General features: G+C 37.5%; 17 protein-coding genes. 4 read left to right on the forward strand and 13 right to left on the reverse strand.

Annotated elements, in window-relative coordinates:
- Positions 1–41 precede the first annotated feature (41 nt).
- On the reverse strand, positions 42–1682 hold the full coding sequence (rlmD, locus tag ACQV2S_RS03085; protein ID WP_428873463.1) for a 23S rRNA (uracil(1939)-C(5))-methyltransferase RlmD: 1641 nt from the start codon (positions 1680–1682) through the stop codon (positions 42–44).
- A 76-nt stretch (positions 1683–1758) separates the two neighbouring features.
- Positions 1759–2556, reverse strand: coding sequence for a hypothetical protein (locus ACQV2S_RS03090; RefSeq protein ID WP_428873461.1), 798 nt, complete (start codon positions 2554–2556; stop codon positions 1759–1761).
- Positions 2557–2743: 187 nt separating this feature from the next.
- Here ACQV2S_RS03090 and ACQV2S_RS03095 point away from each other — a divergent pair, with 187 nt between their 5' ends.
- A complete protein-coding gene (locus ACQV2S_RS03095) occupies positions 2744–3757 on the forward strand; it encodes a glycosyltransferase (RefSeq protein ID WP_428873459.1) in 1014 nt (337 codons plus the stop codon).
- A gap of 19 nt (positions 3758–3776) precedes the next feature.
- Here the strand turns inward: ACQV2S_RS03095 and ACQV2S_RS03100 are convergent, their stop codons facing one another.
- From ACQV2S_RS03100 to ACQV2S_RS03115, 4 genes are all read right to left on the reverse strand, one after another.
- On the reverse strand, positions 3777–4133 hold the full coding sequence (locus ACQV2S_RS03100) for a hypothetical protein (RefSeq protein WP_428873458.1): 357 nt from the start codon (positions 4131–4133) through the stop codon (positions 3777–3779).
- Positions 4134–4145: 12 nt separating this feature from the next.
- Positions 4146–4994 carry an HAD-IIB family hydrolase gene (locus tag ACQV2S_RS03105; protein ID WP_428875014.1) on the reverse strand — a complete coding sequence of 283 codons (849 nt, stop codon included), beginning with the start codon at positions 4992–4994 and terminating at the stop codon, positions 4146–4148.
- A gap of 119 nt (positions 4995–5113) precedes the next feature.
- Positions 5114–6628 carry a helicase HerA-like domain-containing protein gene (locus ACQV2S_RS03110; RefSeq protein ID WP_428882324.1) on the reverse strand — a complete coding sequence of 505 codons (1515 nt, stop codon included), beginning with the start codon at positions 6626–6628 and terminating at the stop codon, positions 5114–5116.
- Between the two features lie 136 nt (positions 6629–6764).
- Positions 6765–9524 carry a SpaA isopeptide-forming pilin-related protein gene (locus ACQV2S_RS03115; RefSeq protein WP_428885000.1) on the reverse strand — a complete coding sequence of 920 codons (2760 nt, stop codon included), beginning with the start codon at positions 9522–9524 and terminating at the stop codon, positions 6765–6767.
- A 415-nt stretch (positions 9525–9939) separates the two neighbouring features.
- On the opposite strand from ACQV2S_RS03115, the gene ACQV2S_RS03120 reads away from it, so the two are divergent.
- Positions 9940–12645 (forward strand): cation-translocating P-type ATPase, encoded by a 2706-nt coding sequence (locus ACQV2S_RS03120; RefSeq protein WP_428873454.1) that lies wholly within the window; start codon positions 9940–9942, stop codon positions 12643–12645.
- A 615-nt stretch (positions 12646–13260) separates the two neighbouring features.
- Here the strand turns inward: ACQV2S_RS03120 and ACQV2S_RS03125 are convergent.
- The 3 genes from ACQV2S_RS03125 to ACQV2S_RS03135 form a co-directional block, all read right to left on the reverse strand.
- Positions 13261–14517 carry a glutamate-5-semialdehyde dehydrogenase gene (locus ACQV2S_RS03125; RefSeq protein WP_428885001.1) on the reverse strand — a complete coding sequence of 419 codons (1257 nt, stop codon included), beginning with the start codon at positions 14515–14517 and terminating at the stop codon, positions 13261–13263.
- A 1-nt stretch (position 14518) separates the two neighbouring features.
- A complete protein-coding gene (gene proB, locus ACQV2S_RS03130) occupies positions 14519–15328 on the reverse strand; it encodes a glutamate 5-kinase (protein ID WP_428885002.1) in 810 nt (269 codons plus the stop codon).
- Between the two features lie 105 nt (positions 15329–15433).
- Complete coding sequence (locus tag ACQV2S_RS03135; protein WP_428885003.1) at positions 15434–16780, reverse strand: DUF308 domain-containing protein; 1347 nt, start codon at positions 16778–16780, stop codon at positions 15434–15436.
- Positions 16781–16930: 150 nt separating this feature from the next.
- On the opposite strand from ACQV2S_RS03135, the gene gdhA reads away from it, so the two are divergent.
- Positions 16931–18277: an NADP-specific glutamate dehydrogenase gene (gdhA, locus tag ACQV2S_RS03140; protein WP_428874475.1), complete on the forward strand. Its 1347-nt coding sequence runs from the start codon at positions 16931–16933 to the stop codon at positions 18275–18277.
- Between the two features lie 64 nt (positions 18278–18341).
- Here the strand turns inward: gdhA and ACQV2S_RS03145 are convergent, their stop codons facing one another.
- The 4 genes from ACQV2S_RS03145 to ACQV2S_RS03160 form a co-directional block, all read right to left on the reverse strand.
- Positions 18342–19736, reverse strand: coding sequence for an MATE family efflux transporter (locus tag ACQV2S_RS03145; protein ID WP_428875008.1), 1395 nt, complete (start codon positions 19734–19736; stop codon positions 18342–18344).
- 75 nt (positions 19737–19811) lie between these two features.
- Positions 19812–20981, reverse strand: a complete 1170-nt coding sequence (locus ACQV2S_RS03150) for an NAD(P)-dependent malic enzyme (RefSeq protein ID WP_428874473.1) — start codon at positions 20979–20981, stop codon at positions 19812–19814.
- A gap of 17 nt (positions 20982–20998) precedes the next feature.
- A complete protein-coding gene (gene fumC / locus ACQV2S_RS03155; RefSeq protein ID WP_428874472.1) occupies positions 20999–22363 on the reverse strand; it encodes a class II fumarate hydratase in 1365 nt (454 codons plus the stop codon).
- 92 nt (positions 22364–22455) lie between these two features.
- Complete coding sequence (locus tag ACQV2S_RS03160; RefSeq protein WP_428874471.1) at positions 22456–23394, reverse strand: LysR family transcriptional regulator; 939 nt, start codon at positions 23392–23394, stop codon at positions 22456–22458.
- A gap of 115 nt (positions 23395–23509) precedes the next feature.
- On the opposite strand from ACQV2S_RS03160, the gene ACQV2S_RS03165 reads away from it, so the two are divergent.
- Positions 23510–24925: an aspartate ammonia-lyase gene (locus ACQV2S_RS03165; RefSeq protein ID WP_428874470.1), complete on the forward strand. Its 1416-nt coding sequence runs from the start codon at positions 23510–23512 to the stop codon at positions 24923–24925.
- Positions 24926–24992 lie beyond the last annotated feature (67 nt).

A 24992-nucleotide genomic window follows, 5' to 3' on the forward strand; every position in this document is an offset into this window, starting at 1 on the left:
GCCCTTTTGAAATACTAGCTTGTCTTTCTAATATCCTTACATTAAATCATTTTAAAATACTCTAAAGCTTCCCTTATCGCTTCTTCCTTCTCAGGTGGACAATTAGGGACTATAGGATTTTCTTTCTTTGAGACGTTATAGTTTTTACCAACTTCAAGTCCGCATTTTTTCTTTACTTGTGATATATATAGATTAGATACTTTCATGTTGTGTTTCTTTAATACATAATTTTTAATTTCTTCATAGGTAGCCTTACTTTCAGAAGCCGTTACATCTAACTCATCCATATCTAATTTTACTTTAATATGTTGGTTGATATCTAGTTTGGACAATAACGCCACCGTCTCCACATGATTAGTGAATGGGAAAAGATCAACCGGTTGAATACTTTTGACTTGATAGCCCGCTTGAGCAAGTAGTTGACAATCACGCGCTTGGGTAGCTGGATTACAAGAAACATAGACAATCTTAGCTGGATCTTGTTCCACTAAGCTTTCAATAAACTGAGGATCCAATCCCTTGCGCGGTGGATCCACTGTCACCACATCAAAACGAATGGCTTCTTGATTCCATCTTGCTAGCCAATCTTCTGCTAAACCCGCTTCAAAATGCACATTATCTATCTGATTGATTTCGGCATTTTTCTCAGCCATTTCGACGGCTTCAACCACTACTTCCATGGCATAGACCGCTTGAGCATGTTTGGCAAGCGCTAAGGATAAGGTGCCTATACCACAATAAGCGTCCAATACAGTCTCACTGCCATCTAGTTCTGCTGCTGCAATAGCCAGCTGATATAAACGCTCAGCTTGAGGAGTATTAATTTGATAGAAAGATTGCGGTGATATTCGGAAAGTCATCTCTAACATCTGATCTTCAAAATACTCTTTTCCCCATAAACAATAAGTCTCTTTTCCCATAATAACATTTGTTTTGGCGGGATTAATATTTTGAATAATTGATACCAGCTGAGGAATTTTTTTAATCATCTCTTGCATTAATTCTTCAAGTTGAGGAATTTTTTTAGCTTTAGAAACTAAAATGACCATTAATTGACCACTATAATGGCCTTTTCTTACAATTAAATGACGCATGCAGCCTTTGTGAGCTTGCTCATCATAAGCCGGAATGTGGTACTTTCTTAAAAGGTCCCGAACCATTAGAATCGCTTGATCAATAGCGGGATCTTGAATATGGTAGTCTTCAACTGGAATGAGGTCGTGACTATTTTTTCGAAAGAATCCCGTTTCTAACTTACTTTTAACCATCCGAACTGGAATTTGAGCCTTATTACGGTATCCCCATGGATCATCCATACCCATAGTCGGTTGAATGGTCAAATCTTTAAAATGCCCAATACGTTCAAAAGCATCTCTCACAACCTTTTCTTTAAATGCTAACTGTGCCTCGTAAGACAAGTGTTGTAAGGTCATCGTTCCCGTTTGACGCCCGATATCATCGGTTATGGCTACTCGGTCAGGACTTTTATTTACTACTTTTTCTAACTTTCCAAAGCCATATTTTTTTCCGATTTTTATGACTTTAAATTCAATGTCTTCTTGCGGTAAGGCTCCTTCAATAAAGAATGGAAAACCCTCAATTTTAGCGACACCCAACCCTTCATGAGTTAAATCTTCTACTCTTGCTTGTAAGAGTTGGTTTTTTTCAAAATTATTTGCCATGTATTGCTCCTCTGTTATTTACCTTAGGTTTTGGTTAAAAAGTTTGGGTCTTGAAGTGAAAGGACTAAATAGAGGATTAACTCTCTTTTAACTTAGCAATTTCTAACTCCAATTGTTTTATTTTTTGCTTAAATTGACTTCGTCTCTGCATCAGACTTTGTCGCATTTTCTCGCCTAATTCATCATTTAGAACGTAATCGCGAATGAGATAAGGAAAATCAGATCGTCTTAAGGCCAATTGATTCCTCTTTTCATATAAAGAGACTAACAAGGCATTCCTCACATCGACTAGTTGGCTTAATTTTAATGGAGACGCTTGAGCATAATCTTCATTTAAATGATCTAAAATCAATTGAAGAATCTCTTTATTATCTCTTTTATAGGCAGTCAAGGCTTTTTGATAAAGTACCTCTTGGTGTTTTGTTTGTAAAGGATATAGAAGAGGATGGACATTAGAAACTATTTGACGGTACATTCCCCGCATCAAGCGCGCCTCTTCTTCTGTTAAAGTATCTTCGTAGATAGAGTGTTCTGCTGATTGTATCTTTTCTTCCGTTTCAATAATTAACTGCTGATAAACAGATAAATCTTTTTCTAACTGTTGCAGTTTTAGCTTTTGATTCTTTTCCTTATAAAGACGTATTATTCTATACTTTCTTTCTAAGAAGACAGCTTGAAAATGAGCTTTTAATAAATTGAGCCATTCTTTCCCAAAATTTAAATAAAAATGCTTTTCTAAATAAAAACAATCCTTATAAATTAATTCATCATACTCAAATACAGCTTGCGATAAATCCACTTGCAACCTCTCAATTTCTTTTTCAAGTAACGAGCGTCCAGGCAGTAAGAAAATTTGACCAAAATGTCCTGTCATTAAAAAGCCCCCTCTCAAAGTCGCTTTGCTCATCTATTGGATTATACATCAAATCATTGGTAAAGACTAAATTGCTTTAACAAGACTTAGTAAAACTTGTTAAAATAGGGCCTGTTCGATAAAATAAGTATTACATTCATTAAAAATAAGTTTTTTAAGATTTTTAAAAGAGAAAGTAGGTAAGTAGATGCGCGTTTTACTTTATTCAGGCAATCTCGAGCAAATCAAACGCTCAGGCTTAGGCAAAGCCATTCATCATCAGCAAAAAGCATTGGAATATATGGGAATCGATTATACCATGAATCCCAAGGACTCTTTTGACCTATTACATATTAATACCTACTTCCCTAAATCCTATCTTTTAGCAGCCAAATGTCGCCGCAAGAATATTCCAGTCATTTATCATGCCCACTCGACTAAAGAGGACTTTGAGAACTCCTTCCGTTTCTCAAATTTTCTAGCACCTAGTTTTAAACAATGGCTGCTAACTTGTTACCGTTTGGGTGATATTCTCATCACCCCTACTCCATATTCTAAGAGCCTGCTTGAAAATTACGGTCTCGATCAACCGATTTATTCTGTTTCTAACGGGATAGACCTATCTAGATTTCAACCTCTAGACACTGAGAAACTTAAGAAAGTTTTCCGTCAAAAGTACGACTATCAGCCTGATGATTTTGTTGTAATGGGGATTGGACTATACTTAAAACGCAAAGGGATTCTTGACTTTGTTGAATTAGCCAAACGGATGCCTCACATTCAATTTATTTGGTTTGGCTATCTTGACTTGCGCTATGTACCGGATGAAATAAAAAAGGCTGTCACTACGAAATTACCTAACTTAAAATTTGCTGGTTATGTACCTAATGAAGATATACGGGCCGGTTTGTTAGCGAGCAATCTTTATATTTTCCCGACTTTTGAAGAAACTGAAGGTATTCCTGCAATTGAAGCTTGCGCCATGAAAACAGATTTTATTGTGCGTGATATCCCTGTATTTGATGGTTGGCTGGAAGACGGTGTGAATGTTCATAAAGCTATAGACCTTAAAGCCTTTCAAGAAAAAATTCAACTAGCCTATGAAGGCAAACTCCCTTCATTAGTAGAAAAAGCCTATGAAATTGCCATCGAACGCGACCTTCCTCAAATTGGTCGACAGCTATTTTCAATTTATCAAGAAGCTCTGAAAATGAAGGTATAATAATAAACCCCACCGTTGATTAAACCATTGGTGGGGAATTTTTGTCTATATTTTCAAATTTGATTAAAAACTTATCCAGTTGATCTTTATCTCTTGCTTTTTGCGCTTGAGAAATATTAGAAGGATTAAGATAGAAACGAAAAACTTCTTGATCCTCAGCATTTTTAATTTGAATAGCCTCGCCTTCATCAGGATTATCCTTTATACGAGAAACCTGAGGATATTTTGCTCGCCAATATTCAATGGCTTCTTCGGCTACTGCTTGTCTTAAAACTTTATACATTTCTGCTTGATGAGCCGGAATTAAGAAAGCGTCAATTTGAGCCATCTCGTCCATTCTGTTCTTGATGTTTTTCTTTTGCGTTCTCTTTACCATTTAATCAACCTACTATTCTTTAATTGTACGGTATTTTTCTAAAAAGTCTAATTCAAATGATTGTATATAATCTTCTAGCACACAAATAACTGATTGGTCATTATTATTTCCGATTTTATAGCGACATTGCATAGCCAAGTCTTTATCGGCATTATCCATTGCTATACTGTAGTGGACTTGAGCCATCATGCTTTCATCATTCAAAGAATCACCAAAGGCCATCGATTCCTCAGCTTTAATATTGTATTTGTTTTGTAAATAAAGCAAGGCGCTGCCTTTACCACCCTCTTTATTATATACATCTACCCATCCATCTCCTGAAGTAACTGCAGTAACTTCTTGATAACGCTCGTTGATTATACGAGCTAAGACTTTATTGCGGTCAAGCGTATCTTGTGTCGCAATCGCAATTTTTGTTACAACAGAATCTTCAGGCAGTTCAGAAAATTGAGGAATGTAGTTTACATCTTTAGCGTAGCGTGAAATGAAATCAAATAATGGACCCTTAGTGTCTCTAAAATAAGCCGCATCGCCTAATCCTAAAACGGGAGAATAGGCTTGAAATTCATCTAAAAAGTCGATAATTTGGGTAAAACCTTCATATGGAATGCCAATCTTCTTTAAGGTCTGATCATTCTTGACAATGTAATTACCATTATCACAAGCAAAATATAAGTCCGGCCAGACAGACTCTTCAAAGTAATCTGCAATTTTCTGATAAGAATTACCAGTAGCAATTGCCACGATCACTCCTGCTTCTCTTAACCGTTTCAGAACGCGGTTAAAGCGATCCCGATCATAAGTCTTGTCAGTCCTGAGGAGTGTTTCATCAAGGTCAATAGTGATGAGTTTTAATGTCATAGAAATTAATGCTCCTTTTTAATTATTGCTAGAATAAAGTGTTAAACATTTATCATATTGCATCCCTACTGATTATAACATTTTTTTAAGAATCATCATCCTTTATTAATCGCTAAAGTCTACTTTTTGAACATACCAGATATCGAACGTGTGATAACTCGGCCTATCTCGCGACCAACCTGACTCATCATATTTTTAGTAAAGCGGTCAAAATTTGAATCCGTCCGTCTTGAAGCTGTTTTGCCTGACTTCTTAAGCTGTTTAGCTAATTCTGCTTCCAGCTCTTTAATGCGTTGGTTGGTTGAGAGGTCCTCTGCTTTGCCATCAATCGATTTAATCATTTCTTCTTGTGTTTCTTGCATAGCTTGATTTAATTGTTCGTGAGCAGACTCACGATTAATTGTTTCACTATATTTATCTAAGAGTTGTGAGTGGTTAATCGTCTTCAAAATAGTTTGAGGGTCAACAAGGCCCAACTTACTCATCGGAGGATAAATCATAACTCGTTCAGCAACATTTGGTGTGCCTTTTGAATCTAGAGTAGAAACAACAGCCTCTCCGGTGGCTAACGCTTGGAGCACTTTTTCCAAATCAACAGCTGAAGATTCTGCTTGTCGGAAAGTTTGACTCACTGCTTTGACCACTTTAAGTTCCTTTGGTGTAAATGCTCTTAAGCCATGTTGAATTCGATTGCCTAATTGTGAAGACACACTGTCTGGAAGGTCCATAGGGTTTTGAGTGACAAAAAAGATGCCTACCCCCTTGGAGCGAATTAAGCGAACCATCAATTCTATCTTTTCAACCAGCACCTTCGGAGTTCCATCAAACAAAACATGGGCTTCATCAAAAAAGAAAACCATTTTAGGTTTAGCTAAATCGCCCACTTCCGGAAGACTGTCAAAGAGCTCTCCTAGGAGTGCTAACAAGACCATGGCATAAAGTGTGGGAGTTTGATAGAGCTTGCTGGCATTCAAAATGTTTATAATGCCTTTTCCTGATTCATCTACCCTTAATAAATCTTCAATCTCTAGACTAGGCTCAGCAAAAAAAGCATCAGCTCCTTGCTGTTCTAAAACTACAATACTGCGCAAAATAACACCAATGGATGCTTTGGAAATATTCCCATAACTACCGCTTAATTCTTTGGCATGTTCGCCTACGAAATTTAGCATTGCTCTTAAATCTGTTAAGTCAATCAATAAAAGCCCTTTTTCGTCTGCTACCGAAAAAACCACATTCAAAATACTAGTTTGTGTCTCATTTAAACCTAATAGGTTGGCTAATAAAATGGGTCCCATTTCGGAAACAGTAACTCTCAGTGGCAGCCCTGATTGCCCATGGGCATCCCACAGTTCGATAGGAAAAGCTTGATTATCATAATTTTCATAGTGAGTGGCTTGTAATCTTTCAATAAATGCTTGAGAACTACCCATCTCAGCCAAAGATATCAAATCGCCTTTAATATCTGATAAAAATACAGGTATGCCAGCTAAACTTAGCTGTTCAGCTATAACTTTTAAGGTAACCGTTTTACCCGTTCCGGTCGCTCCCGCTATAAGACCATGTCGATTCAACTTGTCTAAGCTTAATCCAACCGCTTGTGAGCCGTATCCAAACATAAGTTGTGTATCCATGTTAAGCCTCCTCTACTATTCACACTCTCAATTTTAGCATACTCTTATTTACTCATCATCCAATTATCTAACATTTATTAGATTTGTTAGACACAAAAAACAACCCCTAAAAATATTAGGGATTGTTTTCAAAAATCTATTTGTCTTCCAATTGATTTCTTTTTCTTAGTGCAATCAGTAGTGCTCCCCCAACTACTAAAATGCCTGCGACTAAGTAAATCACTTTTGAAGTTGTTTCACCAGCTGTTGGTAAATTGCCTTTTTCAGCTTCTTTACGATTGGTTGACTTTTTAACAACAACTGCTTTCCCATCCTCTTGAGTTTGAGTGGTTGTTGATTGATCAGTTTTGGCGTCTTTGTATACTAAGGCTACAATACCAAGGCCTTTGCTTTCAACAGTGGCTGTTTCTCGGTTAAGGCGTACTTTTAATCCTTCAACTTGTTGGCCCATAACTTTCATGGCTAAAAGTTGACTATTAATTGGACGGGTAGGAAGTTTGATTATTGTTGGATTTTCCAATTTTATTTCACTACCGTTTTGATTAAAAGCTTTGATTTCATAAGCTACAAAATCTTTACCTTTCAATTCAGAAGGGAGATTAGCGGCATTTAAATCAACTTTTTGAATAAGAACCTTCTCCACATTTTTAGCGTCTGCCTTGGTTAAGAGGACTTGTCCTCCATTTTCTAAGTCCTTAAAGACCATTTCAGGAACGGTCGCTTCTTCGGTAACAGTCGTTTCCTCAACAGTTGTGGTAGTTGACTCTTGTGTAGTTGATGCTAGTGTCGTAGTTGTTGGCTCTATTGATGTAATCACTTCTTCAGTTGTGGTTGTCGGCTCTGGCGTAGTTGAAGGCTCATCAGTCGTAACATTTTCTTCCAACTGATAAGCTAGTTCAACTTTTTGGTTTGCAACCACTTCAATCGTTTCTGGAGAGAATTGATCTGCACGGTAAACTTCAGGAATAGAAACAAACTGGACTTCATAACTGCCTACAGGCACTTCTTCAATTAAAGCTATTCCATTCTTGTTAGTTTCAACAGTCAACTCGCCAATTTGCATTTGCACATTTGCAACAGCTTGACCTTGACTATTGCTGACAGCTATTGAAACTTGACCCACCTCAGCTTCTTTTTGAATAGTCACAGCTTGTAACTCTGGCGCTTCATTTTCTACAGCTACATCTATTAGATTGCCTTGGGCTACATATCCTTCAGGGGTTTGACTGACTTGGTATTGGTAGTTACCTAGAGCAAGATCACTAGCTGAGGCTAGACCTTGACTATCAGTCGTTATTTCCTGTTCTTGGCCATCTTCAGTATTGATTAAGCGTATGCTCACACCTTCTACCGCTTCAGCCTTTTGATCTTGAACTTTAATCGTCAAAACCGCTTTGGGATCCTGTGTCGTCGTAGTTGGCTCTTCTGTAGTAGGTTCAGCAGTTGTAGTCGGTTCCATTGTTGTAGTCGGCTCTTCTATTTCAAATGTTAAATCAGTAGGCTGATTAACTGAAACTTCAACCCTTTGAACATTGGACTCTAAATCAGCATTTCCTGAAGTCGTCACCAAGGTAACATCGTAATCACCCACTGGCAATGAATCAATAAAGATAGAGCCATTGTCATCAGTCGTATAAACTTGGTCTAACACTTGAACTTCAGCTTGGGGAATTGCTTGACCTTGAGTATCGGTAACTAAGATATTCAGTTGACCAACTTGGTCTAACTTGGTAATACCAATTACTTGACGATTTTCTTCATTAGCAGAAACTTGTGTTTCTAATAATGTTCCTTGAGCTGAATGTGTTTCCGGTGTTTCGATTACTTGATATTGGTAATTGCCAGTGGGAATATCAGAAGCTTGAGCGACACCTAATTGGTCGGATACTAATTCTTGTTTAAATTGAGGATCATCCCGTTTGGTCAATTCAATCTTAACTCCTTCAACCGGTGCTTCCTCTTGATCATATACTTCGATTTGTAAATCAGCTTTAGCTTCTACAGTTGTTTGAGAACTTGTTGAATCTTCGATAACACCTGACAATGTCAAAGGAAAGTCGTAAGTTTGACCTGAGTAAATCTCAACATTTTCTTCAATTTCATATCCTGACATTGCTTCTGGTAATCGACCAAATTTCATTACATAGTTACCAGTAGGAACTTCTTGAAATTGAGCGATCCCTTGTTCATCGGTTAAAACTTCCTGCCCATTGATCACTATTCCTACATTCGGAACGACATTACCCACACTATCCTTAAGAATTACATTAACGTTTCCTAATTCGTCAGCAACTTCTGTTTGACTGTTTTCTTCACTATTATCAGCTTCTTGACTACTGTCTGCAGTTGGTGATTCAATCTTTGGTACTTGAGGGTTTTGAACTTGATCACCGACTAAATAAATGTTAAAAATCGGAGGTGTTTCTAAATAATTGCCGTCAATTATAAAGGCATAATCATATACTATCGTTTGATCGGCCAACTCAACAATTTCTCCTGAATCCTCAGCAATTTCATCAGCCTTCTCTTGTTTTTCTTGAACGATTTGAACTTGATAAGGTCGAACTGATTGTCCTCCCCTTTGAAACTTCCCGTCATCATATAAACGGAAGATATATTCACCAGCAGTCAATTCAATTGGTTGCTGTTCAGTATTGTCACTACGATAAGAATAAACAACCTCTTGACTTGCTATATCAATAATATCATAGGAAATCTCTTTTTGAGCTTGGGGGACATTCTCATCTACTTGTAAAAAAATATTAAAAGTAGGCTCTACAAAATTTTCTTGTGCTTGCGTTTCAACTTGAGCTAAAACTTCTTGGGTTTGAAATATTGGTACTGCCAATAGGTTGCTCACTAGAACAAATGATAAAATATTTTTTCTCTTAAACATCTTGATAACCTCCTTAAATACTATGTTTCGTCTACAATTATACTTTACCATAAATCAAGAGCCAACGACCTTAGAATGCTTAATTATCAAAATTTATAAAGGTTTTTACTAAATTTCATCAATCTTTCTTCAAATTTGACAACTACTCCTGATTTAAAACTTTGACTATCTTTACAAAAAAATTTGCATAAAAATGTGCTATTGATTATAATTTAGCTAGATGTTCATAAGGGAGTAACTTAAGATAGATGATATCTTGGCTGTATCAACAACGTTAAGTAGTTTTACTACTGGTACAGTCTGAAATAGTGAGACTTATGCCATTGAGCGCAGCTTTGTGTTGCCCAAGTGGCATGAGTCTTTTTTCTATTCGAAGTCAATCTTATAAACACGTTAAATTAAAGGGGGAAAGTGGATGTCTAGCAAAGATTTTGTTGCTTATACTAAATCAAATCAAGAGATTATAAGCGAATTAGATACCGATATTAAGAGCGGATTAAGTCAAACAGAAGTAAAAAAGCGTTTGGAGCAATACGGTGAAAACACCTTGAAAGAAGAAGAAACAAGGTCTCTTCTACAAAAATTTGTGGACCAATTTAAAGATTTTATGATCATTGTTCTGTTAGTTGCTTCTGTCATATCTGCATTTGTTGGATATATGGAGGGAGAAGGACCAACTGATTCAATTATTATTCTGATTGTTGTCCTATTAAATGCAGTGCTTGGAGTTTTCCAAGAGGCTAAGGCCGAAGATGCCATTAACGCCTTGCGTGATATGTCTTCACCTGAAGCCAACGTATTACGCGATGGAGAATATATGAAAATCAAATCAACTGAACTTGTTCCTGGTGATGTAGTTAGTTTAGAAGCTGGTGACATCGTTCCTGCGGACATACGCTTAGTTGAAACCAATTCCTTAAAAGTCGAAGAAGCGGCACTAACTGGCGAATCTGTTCCAGTTGAAAAACATGCCGAAGCGGTTATTGAAAAAGAAGCTGGGATTGGTGATCGATCCAATATGGCTTTCTCTTCAACCAATATTACCTATGGGCGCGCTTTAGGAATCGTCACTCACACAGGGATGGATACAGAAGTTGGACATATTGCAGCCATGTTGTCTTCGACGGAAAAGCAGCTCACTCCACTTCAAAAAGACCAAGAAAAATTGGGTAAAACACTTACCTATTTAATTATCGCAATCGCTATCATAACTTTTATTGTTGGTGTCTTTCTTAAAGGATTCTCGCCAATTCAAATGTTATTAGTTTCTATTTCATTGGCAGTTGCCGCTATTCCAGAAGGCTTACCTGCTATTTCAACCATTATTCTATCTTTAGGCACGCGAACCATGGCTGCCAGAAATGCCTTGGTAAGAACTCTTCCTGCTGTTGAAACTTTAGGATCAACTATGGTTATTTGTTCAGACAAAACCGGTACTTTAACACTGAATCAAATGACTGTTGAAAAGGTTTATTATGATGGTCAATTGCATTATGCTCAAGATCCACTTGATAATAATGGTAAATTTATTTGCTCTTTCGCTTTCCCTAATGACTCTAAAGTCGATGCTCAAGGAAATGTCAACGGTGACCCTACTGAAACAGCCCTCATTCAATACGCCTTAGACCATGGGATGGATCTCAAAGGACAATTAAGACAATTCCCTCGAGTAGAGGAAATTCCTTTTGATTCAGGCCGTAAATTAATGTCAACCATTCATGAGACCGATGATGGCCGTTATCTAGTCTTTGTTAAAGGAGCTCCTGATCAATTAATTAAGCGCTCAAGCTCTATTCAAAAAGCCCAAGAAGTTACTGCAATGACTGAGGCTGATCGAGAAGAAATTATAGAAGTCAATGCTAAATTAGGTCGGCAAGCATTAAGAGTTTTAGCAGGTGCCTATAAAATAATTGATGAGATTCCCGCTGAAGTTACAACGGAAACCTTAGAAAAGGACCTAGTTTTCACTGGTTTAGTCGGTATGATTGACCCAGAAAGAACAGAAGCCAAAGCTTCTATTGAAAAAGCGCGTATGGCTGGTATTCGTACTGTCATGATCACAGGAGACCACGCAATGACTGCTCAGGCCATTGCTGAACGTTTAACTATCTTAGACCCAAATGACAGCGAAAATGAACGTCACGTAATGACCGGAGCCCAATTAGATGAAATTACAGACGATCAGTTAGCTAAAGAAGTTGGAAATTACTCAGTTTATGCTAGGGTTTCACCAGAGCATAAAGTGCGTATTATCCGTGCTTGGCAAGCCAATGATGCCGTTGTCTCAATGACCGGTGATGGAGTTAATGATGCGCCATCTCTTAAACAAGCAGATATTGGTGTCGGTATGGGTATCACTGGTACAGAAGTCTCTAAGGGTGCTTCAGACATGGTCTTAGCTGATGATAATTTCCAAACCATAGTTGTAGCAGTCGAAGAAGGACGAAAAGTATTTGCTAATATCCAAAAAGCTGTTCAGTTCTTACTTTCTGCTAACCTTGGAGAGGTGATCACTTTATTTACAGCCACTTTATTCGGTTGGGTGATTTTAGAACCAATTCATATCCTGTGGATTAACTTAGTAACGGATGTCTTCCCTGCTATCGCATTAGGTATGGAGAAAGCAGAGTCTGATGTAATGTCACACCGTCCACGTACTAAAAAAGATTCTTTCTTATCCTTTGGGGTGGCACCCTCTATCCTTTATCAAGGGATTCTAGAAGCTTTAATTACGCTATTCGTATATTGGTATGCTGCTGAAGGCCCAATGCAAACATCCTTAATAGGAGAGGAACGACACGTTCTTGCTGAGACTATGGCCTTCATTACACTTGGTTTAATCCAACTATTCCATTCATATAACGTCAAATCCGTTTTCGCTTCCCTATTCAGCCGTAATCCTTTTGACAACAAGTGGCTAAACTTAGCCTTCTTAGTATCCGGAGCAATGCTTTTAGGTGTTGTATTAATTCCTGGTATCAGTCAATTCTTTGATGTTCATGCTTTAACAGCTGGACAATGGGGAATTGTTGTCGCAGCCGCCCTCTCAATTGTGGTGGTGGTAGAAATTGTTAAATTTATTATGCGTTTAAGTGGGTTCGCTGACAAATATAATCAATAAGCCTATCAAAAAAGCTGGGACAAAAGGACCTCTCAGCCACCTCAATATTTACAGCGAGCCTAGATTGGAAAGTAACTTTCCAATCTAGGCTCGCTGCTTTGGGTATTTACGTAGATTATTGGCCATAAATATCCGCTCGACATCGGTCTTAGAAAAGCTATTACGACCGTTAAATATCGCTTGATGAGTGGTGTGTTTTTCTTCACGAGGAATAAAATCCTGGCAATTTTTCGGTGATACTTTTGAGACGACCGCGTTCTTTTTGCGTTCATCCGCTCCGGCAACAGTTTGCGATTCAATCGCTCAGTTAAGCGTTTCAATTTCTTCACTTAAGAGCTGCTGAATCTCAGATTGAATCTGTTTGACTACCTCATGAATCCGCCTAAACATTATGATTTTCAGGGAATAAACAATCCATTTCCAGTAGCAAGCAAGTTTGATTCATAGTATACTGTTGCTAGATAGAAAGCCCCTCCTGAATGGCTTTGTGATTACTACGATTACAGCAGGAAACGCTTTCTTTGTTTATATTGTTAAAGAAAAAGTCCGATTAACGATTATATCGTTGACCGGACTTTCTTTAATTATTCAAGGCTTTTGTCCCAGCCCCTTGTTTTATTCTCTAATTTGACCAGAACCTTCAATGAGGTATTTGTAAGTAGTCAGAGCCTCTAATCCCATAGGCCCTCTGGCATGAAGTTTTTGAGTTGAGATACCAATTTCTCCTCCGAATCCGAAGACTTCACCATCCGTAAAACGCGTCGAAGCATTTACATAAACAGCTGCCGAATCGACATCATTCATAAAATCTTGCGCCACTGAATAGTCTTGCGTAATAATAGCTTCGGAGTGTCCAGTTGAAAAACGGCTGATATGGTCAATCGCTTGGTCATAATTTTTTACAATTTTTATTGCCACTACTAAATCTAAGAACTCTGTCTCATAATCTTCCTCACTAACCTGTACGGAATATGGCAATAAGTCACGTGTTTGCTCATCTCCTAAGATTTGAACATTGGCATCAAACAAGGCATTTCCTATTTGTGGTAAGTAAGCCTTAGCGAAAGCCTCATCAACAATGATTGTCTCAACAGCATTACATACAGAAGGACGTTGTGTTTTAGCATTGACAACAATCGTCTGAGCCATTTTAAAGTCTGCTTTTTCATGTATATAAATATGGACATTGCCTACTCCCGTTTCTATAACAGGAACAGTGGCATTTTTCACCACATTTTGAATTAAACCTGCTCCTCCTCTTGGTATTAAGCAGTCAACATAATGATTCATTTGCATGAGTTGAGTAACTAACTGTCGATCAGGGTCTGTAATTAACTGAACACAGTACCTAGATAAGCCAGCCATTTCAAGGCCTGCTTGAATGGCTTCAACGATTGCTCGGTTGGTGGCGATGGCTTCTTTACCTCCTCGTAAAATAACAGCATTTCCTGCTTTTAGACATAAACCAGAAGCATTCGCTGTCACATCGGGACGTGATTCATAAATAATGCCAATTACACCTAGTGGGACAGGTCTTTGACTAATGCGCAAGCCCAATTCATTCACCCATTGCTTGCGTGTGTTAGCTAATGGATCTGCTAACTGAGCTATTTTTCGAATACCTGCTACCATTGATGCAAAACGCTTTTCATCTAGGGTTAATCGCTCGATCATGGCAGCTACCATGCCATCCGCACGCGCGTTCTCTACATCTTGAATATTTTGCTCTAAAATACTTTCTTGCTTTTCTTCTAAAGATTGAGCCATAGCTAATAAAGCTTGGTTTCTCGCTTGACTGCTTAACTTACGTAATTTTTCAAAGCTTTCTTTTGCTCTTTTTCCAATGGTTAATAATTCGATCGATGTTGCCATTTTATTTATCCCCTTTCCGATGGAAAAAAGTTCCAATACTTTTACCTTTTAGAATATCAAAAATTATCGAAGGATCGGCTCCTGAGGTAATGACTAAGGATGAATCGGTAGTAAAGATGACCTCGGCTGCATTCAATTTAGTAGCCATACCTCCAGTTGAAAATTCTGAGCCTTTTCCCATTGCCATTTGCTGAATTTCTTGTGTGATTTCAGTCACTTGATCAATTAACTGAGCATGAGGGTTTTGTTGTGGGTTTGAGTCATATAAACCATCAATATCTGAAAGAATAATTAAAAGGTCAGCATCTGTAATTTTAGCTACAATAGCAGATAAGGTGTCATTATCACCAAACTTGGTTTGATGATTTAACTCCTCAACTGCTACCGCATCGTTTTCATTAATAACGGGGACAATTTTTCGTCTTAATAAGGTATCCATGGCTACTTGAACATTTTGTAGCGATTGAGGATAATCAACTACATCTCGTGTTAAAAGAATTTGGCCGACATTCACGCCATAATATTTAAAGAAGCGAGAATAGTGTCCCATTAATAACGTCTGACCGACAGCTGAAGCTGCTTGTTGGTCTGCAATGGTAGTTGGATAGTTGGCTTCATTTAAGTCCATACTCCCTACACCAATAGCTCCCGAGGAAACAATGACAACTTCTTTACCTTCTTGGATCAAACTAGCACAGACATAAGCTAAGCGATCTAATTTAGTGAAATTAATCCCTTCATCGGACAATATTGTGTTTGTTCCTAACTTAATAATAATTCGTTTTGCATTTTTTAAATCACTACGTTTCATTCTCTACCCTCTTTTACAATTCAATAGCCTTATTATAGGAAAGTTTCATGTCTGGGTAAAGTATCCATACTATTCTCTTTGAAAAGTGAAAATCCCTTTACAATTTTAATTTCCCTTTTTAGCCGCTGATAATTCTAGCTTTGATAAATAATTTCCTAAAGCTCGATTGTAAACTCTTCGCTCTAAAATAATTGATTTTTCTTTCTGGTATTCTCTTTCCAAGAAATCATAATAAGTCCCTGGCGTTTGGATTCCAACCAAAGGGGAAAGAGCCAACCCTATTTCCTTAATAATATCATCAGAAAATAAAACACAATTTGTCCAAAAAACAAAATATGTTTGAAATTGCCCTTCTTTGAATTTATAAAATTTTGTATATTTAGTTTGACGCATCAATTTTCCTACAAAAGAATTTAGGACTGTCTTGGATTGAGGATGCCAATTAATTGTTTTTTCTTTAATGCCATTCAACTTTTCCTCTAACTGCTGGGCTTGTTGTTTAGAAAGCGCGATATCATATTCTACAATCGTCAGACGATTTTTTAATGAAAAGGATAGATATTCTGAACGATCAATTAAGGCCAAGACACCTTCTCCACTTGTATCCAACAAATTTCTAGTGTCATCATCTTGATTGCCATAAAAATAAACAGTATCTTTATATGCAATGTTCATATGACCCACCCTATCAAATGTTGATTTTCCAACAGGTATTTGGATAGTAATTAAATTGTCTTCTTGCTTTGGCAAGTCATTTTCATTAGCCAAAAGTGACGCTCTATAATCGGATTCAATATCTTGGGTCGTGTCTATCAGTATTTCATCTACTTTTCTAATTAACTTCTGAGGAAACAAAGCTGAAAAGAGCACTGGCAAGGGTAGGCGTAGACTTCTTCGCCAAATATGCTGCTTTTCAAGATCAAGTAGGTTAAAGCCCCCATCATATAGATAGCTGATTCCAAGAAAAATAAGGTAGATACCCAAACGAAGCAAAGCAGGATAACCCTGATTCATTATTAAAATACTATCAATAGCAAATATAAAATTCGCAATTGCAAAAGCTAAACGTTGATAACGCTCAAAGGCCTTATCTTTAAACATTAGGTAATAAGAAAAGAAATTTAAGAGAGCCAATAATAACTGATAAATTCCTACGCAACGCACCATCCATAAATAAAAATTGGGCGAATTAGTCAAGAGTCCGCATGCAAAAATAATCTGCCCTAGACTTATTATTGGTGGTGAAAACCTCACTTTTGATGAGTTATTAAATATATGACCCAATAGATACGCCAGAAAATCTACCCCTCCAATTATTAAGATGATTATAGCTAGACCATTTAAAAGTATATTTGCAATTTTTAGCTTAAACAGCAAGAGAGCTATGCCCAGCGCTGATAAAATTAGACCCTCTAAAATATATGAATAATTTTTCTTATTTATTATTCTCATCCCTTTTTTCTCTTTTCAATTACTTTTATATTTTAGCATAGACGCTAAATAAATTTACTTACCTTATATTGATCTCAAACATGATGGTTGCTCTTAAACTTTTGTTCTATATGTTATACTTATTTCAAAATATAAGTTAGGAGCTCAATTATGTTTAAAAACCCCTATGTGAAATATGTTTATGATGATCTTCAAGCAAAATTCAGTGAACAAGTCGAGTATCTGCAGGCAGTTAAAGCGTTTTTATCCGCCATCGAGCCCCTAGTTGAACAAGATGAAAGTCTAGAAAAAGAAGCGATACTTGAGCGTATGGTTACACCGGAAAGAATCATTAAATTCCGAGTCCCTTGGCAAGATGACCAAGGTCAAGTCCATGTAAACTGGGGGTATCGTATCCAGCATTCTTCTTTACTTGGCCCCTACAAAGGAGGCTTACGTTTTGATACACAAGTTAATGAGAGTGTAATGAAATTTTTGGCTTTCGAACAGACTTTGAAAAATGCCCTGACTGGTCTACCTATGGGAGGTGGTAAAGGAGGAAGTGATTTTTCAACACGTGGTAAATCTGATCAAGAGATTATGCGCTTTTGTCAATCCTATATGACTGAACTAGCTAAACATATTAATGAAAAAATAGATGTTCCTGCCGGTGATATCGGCGTTGGAAAGCGTGAAATTGGTTATATGTATGGCCAATATAAACGCCTTAAGGGGGTTGAGCTAGGAAGCTTGACTGGAAAACCTATCTTGGCTAATGGATCACTTGGTCGAGAAGAAGCCACTGGGTACGGTCTCATCTATTTCCTTCAAGCCATGTTAAATGAAGAGAAGGAACAAATATCACAAAAACGCTTTATGATCTCAGGGCTTGGAAATGTTGGTTTAAATGCTATCAAAAAGGTTATGCAATTAGGTGGAATGGTATTAGCTGTATCCAACAGTCAAGGATCACTTTATGATCCAAGAGGCATCAATATTAATCACTTAGAAGATATTCTTGCGCACCATAAGAAAGACCTATCTATTTACACTCAAGAGTTCCCTCATGCTTCTTATTCACAAGACTCAATCTGGTCGCGTCAAATTGCAGCAGATATTGCCCTACCTTGTGCCACACAAAATGAAATAAATGCTCATCAAGCCAGAAACTTAATCGCTAATGGTGTGCGTTTTTTAGCTGAAGGAGCCAATATGCCATGCATGTCGGAAGCTATTGAGGTGTTCAACCAGAGTAAAGATTTTATTTGGGCTCCAGCTAAAGCAGCTAATGCGGGAGGAGTGGTTGTTTCTGGTTTAGAAATGTCACAAAACGCAATGCGTCTCCAGTGGTCTTTTGAAGATGTCGATCACAAACTACAAGCAATTATGTCTGATATCTTTGCTAACTGTAAAGAAACTTGTTTAAAGTTTGATTTGGGTAAGAATTATGCAACTGCAGCAGATATAGCCTCTTATCAAAAAATTGTTCAACTCATTCAGATGCATGGCCTGATATAATTAAAAATTAAAAGTGTAGGTGAAAATTTCACCTACACTTTTAATTTTTGCTTAAGTTTTTAGACTAACCTATCTGCCTTTGTACCAAGGTCTTCCAATCTTTTTTACGATAGATATAGAAGCCCCATACTACAATCAACATATTAGAAACCAGCATAGAAATCCAAATACCTGTCGATCCTAAGTCTGTAAAGTAACGCAGGTACATGACAATTGGTACACGGATAAACCATAAACGTCCCAAGGTCATTAACATAGAATATTTGGTTTGACCACAGCCTTGGAAAAAACCATTGAGGGCAGCAAATAAACCCATAAAGAAAATAATGAAAGCTGTATAAGCTAGGTACTCTTTGGCTTGCATCCAGAGGTCGCTATCTGCTGATTCTTTAATGAAGATACTTAAAATCGGTTGTTGGAAAAGAATCATCAAAGCAGAAGAGATTACCGACATAAACAAAATGAAAATAATAGCTCGTTTAAAAATTTGATTGGCGCGAGTATAGAGTTTGGCTCCCATATTTTGACCAACGATTGAAGTAAGTGCCATCCCTACTCCCATTTGCGGTTGCATCACAATATCTGAAATACGATTAACCATAGAAAAAGCTGCCAGTGTATTTGTTCCGTATGAGGTAATCAAAGCGTTCATAACCGTAAATCCTAATGAAGACCCCCCATAACCTAAGAAAGATGGTAAAGCCAATTTCATAATATGTTGACTGGTTGGCCAATCAAAGCGAATCCCCTTCAATTGAGGTTGAATTCTAGATTGTTGGCTAACTACATAAATAGCTAGCACAATTAATACAATCTTAGATACAACAGTAGCCCAAGCAGCACCTGCTATTCCCCAACCTAAACCAGGAATATTAAGTATTGGGACTTTGTCATAAATAAATATAGGATCTAATATAATATTGATTGTCATCGAAATAGCAGAAATAGCCGTCATAATTTTGGTGTTCCCTTGAGCATTTAAGATGGCCTGGTAGGTGAAGTAAGCAAAATCAAAGGCAAGACCAATAAAACTTATTTTAAAATAAATAATTGATTTGTCTAAAAAACTTCCGCTTCCGCCCATAACTGACAGCATCCAAGGAGTTGCTAGATAACCTAAGAAAGCAAGAACAATACCCAGACTTAATGTCAACAGCAAGGTATTATCTACATATACTTGAACTCGTTCATACTGTTTGGACCCTAAAAAGTTTGATAAAAGAGCTGTGGCTGCTACTCCTATTCCCATGCCTAGTGAAATAAAAAAAAAGTTTAAAGGCCACGAAAAAGCAGAGGCTGCAAAATCCTCAGCGGAAAGTTGAGCCAAAAATAAACCGTCTGCCACAGTATAAAAGGTACGTACCAAATTATTAATCATTAAGGGGGCCGAAATTGTTAAGATAACTTTCCACATAGGGCCATGCGTTAGAAAATCCCTGTTATTAATCTTTTGCTTCAATCTTAAACACTCCTATAAGTAAAAGAGTCAATCAGCAGGGTGCTAACCGACTCCTTTGATTTATTAAACGAACCCCTAAATTCTAGCGACACCTTCTTCAACTGCACAATCTGCTACAGCCTTAGCTACAGCATCTGCCACTCCATCCGCTAGGGGTGAGACAATGATATTGTCCGGGCGTAAGTCTTCTTCAGCTACCATTTCTGCAATTGCGATAGCTGCTCTTTCCTTCATTTTATCAGTAATTTCTTTTGCACGCACTGATAAAGCTCCTTTAAATATTCCTGGAAAAGCTAAAACATTATTAATTTGATTTGGGTAATCTGATCTGCCCGTTCCAACTACTTTAGCACCTGCTGCGATTGCATCTTCAGGCATAATTTCAGGAACCGGATTTGCCATAGCAAAAATTAATGGTTCATTCATAGATTTTACCATTTCTTTACTCACAACATCTGGGGCAGAAACGCCAATTAAGACATCTGCTCCTTTCAATGCATCCGCTAGTTCACCTTGCATTTTACTAGAATTTGTCAATTTTGCAATAGCTGCTTTTGCTGGATCTAAATCTGGATTCCCATCACAAATAATCCCTTTACGATCTACCATAATGATTTCGCCAAAATTCATTTGAATTAATAATTTGGCAATGGCAATTCCTGCCGCTCCTGCACCGTTAATAACCATTTTCAATTTACCCATAGGTTTTTTGGTTAGTTTAATAGCATTAATCAAAGCTGCTGCTGTTACAATAGCTGTACCGTGTTGATCGTCGTGGAAAACAGGAATGTCAGTGCGTTCTTTTAGCTTAGCTTCAATCTCAAAACAAGTGGGTGCTGAGATATCTTCAAGATTAATCCCGCCAAAACTTTTAGAAATCATAGCGATTGTATCAACGATTTCATCAACGTTTTTGCTATCCACACATATTGGGAAAGCGTCCACATCGGCAAAGCGTTTGAATAGGGCACATTTGCCTTCCATGACTGGCATGCCAGCTGCTGGACCAATATCTCCCAAACCTAAAACCGCTGTCCCATTTGTTACAACTGCTACTAGATTGTTACGACGTGTTAATTTAAAAGATTCTTCATAATCTTTAGCTATCACACGACAAGGTTCAGCTACTCCTGGAGAGTAAGCTAAAGATAAATCTTCAGCTGTGTCGATATTCACACGACTATTTACTTCAATTTTACCAGCTACATCATAATGTAATTTTAAAGATTTTTCAAAAATATCCATTTTAACTTCCTTTCTAATTAGACCATTGTAGACGGATCAACTAAACGATCAAACTCTTCTGCTTCTAGATAGCCTAGAGCTAAGCAGGCTTCTTTAAGTGTAGTGTCTTCTTTGAAAGCTTTTTTAGCAATCTCAGCCGCTTTCTCATAACCGATATGTGTATTTAACTTAGTCACAAGCATAAGCGATTGATCAACTAGTTCTTTCATACGACCTTCATTCACTTCAATTCCTACTAAACACTTATGATCAAATGAAGCAATCGCATCAGATAACAATTGAACGGATTGAATAAAGTTATAAATCATCACTGGCATATAGACATTCAATTCAAAGTTCCCTTGTGAATTAGCCAAGCTCATTAAACTATCATTAGCCATCACTTGAGCTGCCACCATTGTTAATGCTTCACATTGAGTGGGATTCACTTTTCCAGGCATGATAGAAGAGCCCGGTTCATTGGTTGGTAAAGTAATCTCCCCAATACCACTGCGTGGTCCGGAAGCTAGCCAACGGACGTCATTAGCGATTTTCATCATATCGCTTGCCAAGGCTGCTAGTGCCCCATGTGTAAAGACTAATTCGTCTTTGCTCGCTAGAGAATGAAATTTATTTGATGAAGTAACTATTGGTAAATCCGTTATTTCAGCTAAGACTTGTGCTACTTTTTCAGCATAACCTTCTGGTGTGTTGAGGCCTGTTCCGACTGCTGTTCCCCCTAATGCCACTTCATAAAGAGGTTGTAAACTTAAGTCAATCATCCTTTTGGATTGTTTAATCGATGACAACCACCCGCTGACTTCTTGTCCAAAGGTAACGGGTGTAGCATCCTGTAAGTGGGTTCTTCCATTTTTAACAACATGGCGGTACTTTTCTTCCATCATGCTTAAAGTATCCATGATATGATCTAGTACTGGAAACAATTGCGAATGGATTTTTACTAATGCGGCCAAATGCATGGCTGTTGGAAAAACATCATTCGAAGACTGAGACTTATTAACATGATCATTTGGATGAAGTAATTGTTTACCTACAAGCTCGTTTCCACGATTGGCAACTACTTCATTGACATTCATATTAGATTGAGTGCCTGAGCCTGTTTGCCAAACAATTAATGGGAAATGTTCATCTAAATCGCCTGCTAAAATTTCGTTACAAACCTGCTGAATCAGTTCTGAGCGTTCTTGATCGAGTACGCCTAAAGCCTGGTTGGCAGTTGCGGCCGCTTTTTTAACTAAAGCAATGGCGCAAATAACATCCCGAGGCATTTTTTCACTACCAATCTCAAAATTTTGATAAGATCGCTGCGTCACTGCCCCCCAATACCTATCTGCTGGAACCTGAATTTCTCCAAGCGAATCATGCTCAATTCTAACTTTCACAAGCCTTCCTCCTTTTAAAATATATAACATTTAGCTTATATCACCAATTATACACTCTAAGTTCTAAAATGAAACCCTTTACAAAAAATATTTTACTTTTCCCTCAAAATATCTAAAAAAGCAGTGACGGCTTTTGATTGATAGCGGTCTCTCTTCCAATAGAAATTAACCGGTCGTTTAGCATTTTCACTCTCTAAACGATAGTATTTAACTTGGTCAGTATGACTAATATGTTGGATCAAGGCTTCTCCAATGAAGGAAACGGCGATACCTGATGAAGAAATATTATACGCCGTTAATTGCTGCTCTACTTCAAAAGCGATATTAGGAATAAAGTGAGCTTCTTGACAAATTGTTCTTGCTCTAGCTCCAGTATCATTGGTTACTTTCAAAAAAGCAAAGGGTGCATCCTTAAATTCCTTCAAATATTTTAGCGGGAGACTGAGAGAATCTGAAGCATGCGCTTTAATTACTTCTAGACTTAGCTGATAATCCTGTAATAAGTCATTCACTTCAAACTTTTCGGGAACCGCTAAGAGTAAAGATTCCGTTACAAACTGATAATGATCATAGTAACGACTATCTAAAAAAGTGTTATCAAGTAGTAAATCAATTTCTCCTTCGTGCAATAAAGCGATTAGTTTACTTGATGTTTCTTCAAATAAATCAATTTGAATTTCAGGATAAATCTCATTAAACTTAGCCATTAACTTGGGTAAAATCATTGAAGCAAAGAGGCTTGTTCCCCCAATAGCAATGCGTCCATACTGTAAATTATCGACCTTCGAAATATATTGCTGAAAATCTTCTTCTATTCGTTGGATTTCCTTGGCATTACGAATATACTCCACCCCAAATTCGGTTAATTTGATCGGTATAGTGGATCGATCAAAGATATCATGACCCAAACGTTTCTCAATCCGCTTAACATTTGCACTTAGTGAGGGTTGAGAGACAAATAGACGTTCTGATGCTTTTGAAAAGGATTGCTCTTCAAAAACGGTCATAACATATTCTTTTCCATGAAACATTACCGCACCCCTTTATAAAATTTATGTTATATCCAGTATAACTCAATCCATGTTGAAGTTAAAGCCCTTTCATTATATAATGAACAAGAAATACTAATACTTTAGGAGGCATTCCATGAAAAACTCTGAAAACAAGGAATTTAGAGAAGAATATGATTCGATTGGTTCTCATCAAGTGCCGGAAACTGCCTATTATGGTGTTCAGTCTATCCGAGCAAAAGAAAATTTCCCTATTACTGGACAATTACTAGATCCTATTTTTATCCAAAGCCTGGCTTATATTAAGAAAGCTTCCGCCATGACAAATGGTAAGCTGGGACTTATCAGTGAAGAAATTATGCAAGCAATCATTAAAGCTTGTGAGGAAGTTCTTACAGGCGAATTAGACCAAGAATTTATTGTAGACCCTATCCAAGGTGGCGCAGGGACTTCTATGAATATGAATATTAACGAAGTTGTTGCGAATCGCGCCAATGAAATCCTAGGCAAAGAAAAAGGTAAATATAATCCTGTTCACCCTAATGACCATGTGAATTATGGCCAATCTACCAATGATGTCATCCCAACTGCAGGTAAATTGACGATTTATCAACTATCTCAAGGCCTTCTTAAAGAAATAGAGCGTTTAGAAAAAACACTTACTAAAAAGTCCTCAGAATTTAACGATGTCATCAAAATGGGCCGTACTCAAATGCAAGATGCCATCCCAATTCGTTTAGGACAAGAATTTAAAGCCTATGCCAGCGCAGTGCGTCGCTCTCATCAAAGACTTACTCAAGTAATTGAAGAGATGTTAGTAGTAAACATGGGAGCAACTGCTATTGGGACTGGTTTGAATGCGGATGTGGAATATGTCGAACAAATTGTTCCTACTCTAGCTGAAATTACCGACCTTTCATTACAACAAAGCGAAGACTTAGTAGATGGCACACAGCACATTGATTCGTTTTCAGCTGTTTCAGGTGTTCTAAGAACATTCGCTCTTAGTCTTTCAAAAATTGCTAACGACTTACGTTTGATGTCTTCAGGACCAAAAACAGGTTTTAACGAAATTAACCTACCTAAAAAGCAAAACGGCTCTTCTATTATGCCAGGTAAGGTAAACCCTGTTATTCCTGAAGTAGTGAGTCAAATTGCTTATCGAGTTGTTGGTAATGACACTACAATCGCCATGTCAGTCGAGGCTGGACAATTGGAATTGAATGCCTTTGAACCTGTCATTTTCTATTCACTCTTTGAGTCAATTAAAATTCTTCAAAATGGCATTGCGACCTTTATTGATAATTGTATTGCCGACATCACTGCTAATCCTGAACGTTGTCAAGAACTTGTTGATCAAAGTGTCGGAACGATTACTGCCCTAGTACCTCATATTGGCTATCAGAAGGCTGCCGAAATTGCCAAACGGGCACTCAATAACAATGAACGTGTTAGAGATATCATCTTATCTGAAGAGATACTAGATGAAGAAGAATTAGAAAGTATTTTAGCTCCAGAAAAAATGACAAGTCCTGGAATTAGTCATAAATAATTTAAAAAGAGAGGGGCTGTATCATAAGTCCATTTTTGCTATAACCTTTAAAATAAGACCCGAGATA

The organism is Facklamia sp. P13064, from assembly GCF_050409425.1.
GTDB lineage: Bacteria > Bacillota > Bacilli > Lactobacillales > Aerococcaceae > Facklamia.

Bases quoted from the DNA above. Each gene is read 5' to 3' on its own strand.
- ACQV2S_RS03125 (WP_428885001.1), bottom strand. From the start codon at position 14,517: ATGGCAACATCGATCGAATTATTAACCATTGGAAAAAGAGCAAAAGAA.
- ACQV2S_RS03100 (WP_428873458.1), bottom strand. From the start codon at position 4,133: ATGGTAAAGAGAACGCAAAAGAAAAACATCAAGAACAGAATGGACGAG.
- ACQV2S_RS03165 (WP_428874470.1), top strand. From the start codon at position 23,510: ATGAAAAACTCTGAAAACAAGGAATTTAGAGAAGAATATGATTCGATT.
- ACQV2S_RS03160 (WP_428874471.1), bottom strand. From the start codon at position 23,394: ATGTTTCATGGAAAAGAATATGTTATGACCGTTTTTGAAGAGCAATCC.
- ACQV2S_RS03120 (WP_428873454.1), top strand. From the start codon at position 9,940: ATGTCTAGCAAAGATTTTGTTGCTTATACTAAATCAAATCAAGAGATT.
- gdhA (WP_428874475.1), top strand. From the start codon at position 16,931: ATGTTTAAAAACCCCTATGTGAAATATGTTTATGATGATCTTCAAGCA.
- ACQV2S_RS03115 (WP_428885000.1), bottom strand. From the start codon at position 9,524: ATGTTTAAGAGAAAAAATATTTTATCATTTGTTCTAGTGAGCAACCTA.
- ACQV2S_RS03090 (WP_428873461.1), bottom strand. From the start codon at position 2,556: ATGACAGGACATTTTGGTCAAATTTTCTTACTGCCTGGACGCTCGTTA.
- ACQV2S_RS03110 (WP_428882324.1), bottom strand. From the start codon at position 6,628: ATGGATACACAACTTATGTTTGGATACGGCTCACAAGCGGTTGGATTA.
- proB (WP_428885002.1), bottom strand. From the start codon at position 15,328: ATGAAACGTAGTGATTTAAAAAATGCAAAACGAATTATTATTAAGTTA.
- ACQV2S_RS03095 (WP_428873459.1), top strand. From the start codon at position 2,744: ATGCGCGTTTTACTTTATTCAGGCAATCTCGAGCAAATCAAACGCTCA.
- rlmD (WP_428873463.1), bottom strand. From the start codon at position 1,682: ATGGCAAATAATTTTGAAAAAAACCAACTCTTACAAGCAAGAGTAGAA.
- ACQV2S_RS03105 (WP_428875014.1), bottom strand. From the start codon at position 4,994: ATGACATTAAAACTCATCACTATTGACCTTGATGAAACACTCCTCAGG.
- ACQV2S_RS03135 (WP_428885003.1), bottom strand. From the start codon at position 16,780: ATGAGAATAATAAATAAGAAAAATTATTCATATATTTTAGAGGGTCTA.
- ACQV2S_RS03150 (WP_428874473.1), bottom strand. From the start codon at position 20,981: ATGGATATTTTTGAAAAATCTTTAAAATTACATTATGATGTAGCTGGT.